Source organism: Enterovibrio nigricans DSM 22720 (assembly GCF_900167155.1).
In the GTDB taxonomy this organism is placed as follows: domain Bacteria; phylum Pseudomonadota; class Gammaproteobacteria; order Enterobacterales; family Vibrionaceae; genus Enterovibrio; species Enterovibrio nigricans.
In genome coordinates this window covers 1-3,218 of the sequence record NZ_FUXU01000172.1, presented here as the reverse complement: position 1 = coordinate 3,218, position 3,218 = coordinate 1, and the positions used below count along the sequence as shown (strand labels likewise).

2 protein-coding genes are annotated in these 3,218 nt (G+C 39.0%); both read right to left on the bottom strand.

Going from position 1 to position 3,218, the window contains the following annotated elements; genetic code table 11:
- Positions 1-406 precede the first annotated feature (406 nt).
- Positions 407-1,771, bottom strand: coding sequence for an SMODS domain-containing nucleotidyltransferase (locus B5D35_RS23225; RefSeq protein ID WP_078754769.1), 1,365 nt, complete (start codon positions 1,769-1,771; stop codon positions 407-409).
- 9 nt (positions 1,772-1,780) lie between these two features.
- Positions 1,781-2,887, bottom strand: coding sequence for an SAVED domain-containing protein (locus B5D35_RS23220; protein WP_139367860.1), 1,107 nt, complete (start codon positions 2,885-2,887; stop codon positions 1,781-1,783).
- Positions 2,888-3,218: the final 331 nt, after the last annotated feature.

Sequence of the window (3,218 nt, the reverse complement as noted above, 5' to 3'; positions counted from 1 at the left end):
TTCTCCGTTCGTTTCAGTGTAAACGGAAAATCTCTAATTGCTAACGACCCGCTTTTCGGGGAGGGTTACAATTTACCCTGCCTGACTTTTGGACAGAAATGTGGTGCTATAAATCGAATATTAGCAATTCATGGATAACATTTTATAGGGAAAATGTTGCCAGTTGATACGCTTTCGTACTGTCAATCCCTGATAGAAATGTCCGCTTTTAGGAGAAAAGAAATAGAGTTAGTGTGAGTGGCTGGCGATGAATACGTATTTCTGTGATTGCGATACCTTGTTTCGAAGCTAGGCTAGAAGTGATCGGATAATCCTGAGGAAATGACTGTTCGGAATGTTCCAAAATATGCAGTGAATAGGTCTGGAGCAAGAAGGGAAAGGCTCGTATTAGCGAGCCTTATATCTATCAATTGATAGGAACGACGAGCTTACCACTTCTTGCTAAGAGCACCTCGTCTTTAACAATAAATGCCTCTACGAAGTGGTTCCCTTTATAAGAGGTTGTTTCTTCTTTGATTTTTCCACCGATTTCAAACCCGCCTCGTAATTGACCTAACCTATTCGCTTCTTCTCCAGTATTAGTGATTTGCCAATATACGTCTGAGCCGGGATGAATATCATCTGTAACCGTGAACTTAAGCGAATAGTTCTTGCCAAAAACAATTTGTTGGACAGCTCTAGCGAACGGATTGACGCTATTTTTATTACGATACTCAACCTCTAAGTTGACACTACCAACGTTCTCCACTTCTTCCCATCTGTGGTGCGCACAGTGAGGAGGAATAGGGAAGTTAGGCTGACTTGCTTCGTCCAAGATTTCATCATAGGTAGCTGCTGTGGCAGACCTCTTGGTAACAGAATGAAAATTATCTCCGAACACACGACGCCATTTTTTTATAGATTCAGTTCGATCTGTCTCATCAAATGCATCTTCTATCCAAGCTCTATAATCGCCGATCTTTGTTTTGAAATTCTTATACTTTTCTTCAGTCCAATGTCGAGTAAACGTTTCTTCGGTTCGTACTGGGTTGACTATTTCTGGCATTGAATCGTAAAAGCTTAAATAATCATCCAAGCGGGTAAAAATTGTCTTTAAGGTGGTAGCAATATCCTTGAATTCATCACTATTAGATTCGTAGTCGTGAACCATATTACAAATCAAAGTGGTTAAAAGTATTGATTTACATGAAAACGTAGTTTTTATGTCACGAAGATACTTGATAAGGCGAATACATTTAATGAGATTGTTGTTACCTACCACTGAATTCTTGTCGGCGACCCACTTCTTGTATGCTTCAGGGTCAGTAAGCTCAAACTCATTGGTGTGTCTATTCGCAATAAAATATTGTGTATGATTACCGAACACGGTTTCTGTTACTCGTACAATACATGGAACAACATCGATGTGAAAATCACCTGAATAATCAAGATAAACACAACGAGTGTTATAGTGAACCATATCTTTATAGATACTTGACCCCTTAAAAGCCTGATGAAGTTTTGTTATGTAGTCTTTAGGCTCCCAATTATCATTTTCGTCCATAAAGAAGACTATATCAGCGTCAAACTCTTTGTTTTTAACTGGCTTGATAATCGTCCTATGTCCGTATGACCCCTGAGGCGAGGCGTTTCTAAAAATCCCTTCAAAATCGTCGTGTTCTTTCACATACTTCTCAACAGACGCCGAAGTGGTAGTAACCTTGTTAATTCGAGCTTGATTGAGATTAACCACTCCTGTGAGGAATTCAGAAAATATTTGTTGATGTTTCACATAGTTTCCTTACTTAATTAAATAGCTAACTTCTTGGTCTTTATTTATTTGTAATGACCAAGGGTAACCAGCACCGTCGAAGTGGTGTACGTTTATCTGTTGACTAAGGTGATTTTGATTAAACTCCGCTCCTATGCGCATTATTAGCGAGGCTTGAGCCATAAGGGTCAAATGAACTTCAGTAACGTGGGGATACTTCTTAAGAAGAGTGTTATTTATTTCGGTTCTAAGGGAGGCAACAAAGTTTGATTGCTCTACATCTGAGAACATATTTCCAACGCTTCTACTTTCAACTCTATAAGCAATAGCGCGATCTAACTCTAGATCTTTAAAAAATGTCTTTAAGTCATTATCAAAAGAGACTTCTATCGAAATGCCTAGCGTTGTTACCTGAGAATCTAGGACCTCCGGCTTTTCCATAATTTCTGAGCACTCTAATTTTTGACCTCTACTTCTAGCATCTCGACAGTCTACCCATCGTTCCTTATGTTTTTTCTTGTTGTCACGGTTCCAGCAGTAGTAATTTACCAAACGCTTATTTCCAACAAAGTAACCTAAAGTAAAGCAATGCGGAACGTGAGCTATAGCTCCTAAAGCGAGTGGCTTGCTTGGTTCAAAGCCATTTAATTTCTGAAGTGATTCATCGTAAAACTTCTGAAGTTTGGCGCATGATTCTTTTAACCAGTCCTCAAGAGTCTGCTTTCTAGACTTCCACATGAAAAGGTCATCATGTAACCCGGCAGGTTCGATTGTGGAACTAAAACTGCTGCATAAGGTTGGAGCGGCAGCCCCATCTAAGCTTCTTAAATCGATACTCTTTGCTCTGTTCTTTGAGGCTGACTCACCAAATAGCATTGAGTAAACTTCAAAGAAGAATCCTACGACGATCATTACTATTGAGACATAAACACCTACCAACGTCGCAATTTCATATGTTGAGTCAGACGCTGTATCAATGACGAATGAGTACTTACCATTGCTAAACTGAAATGCAAGTGAGCCAATAGCAGTAAGAGTAAAGAGCTTTATGCCTAAGCCCATAAGATAGCGCGAACCTGAAAGTCGGCGCTGACAAATTACATAACCAAAATCAAGTAGTTGATCTATCCACTTCAAACTTCAAGTCCTATATAGAGAAAGTAATTGATTCTAAACTATAAGACACTTATTGAGTATTGATGTGTGCATGTAAATGCATTTTTTATATTTGGTTGTGTATTCGTTTGTACAGACTTTCACCCTGTATTACATCTCGGGGATTAACAGCGAACGACGTAAGAAGAATGGATAACTTTTAGTATTGCAAAAGCTCATTAACAGGATATGAACGAGTAAAAGCACTAAGTAGAAATGGGGCATTTTCAATTTAGAGGGCGGTTTGAATATCGAACATCACCGTACGTTAATGTTCGGTTACGTACACTACGTTTACATCCTGTCCAAAACT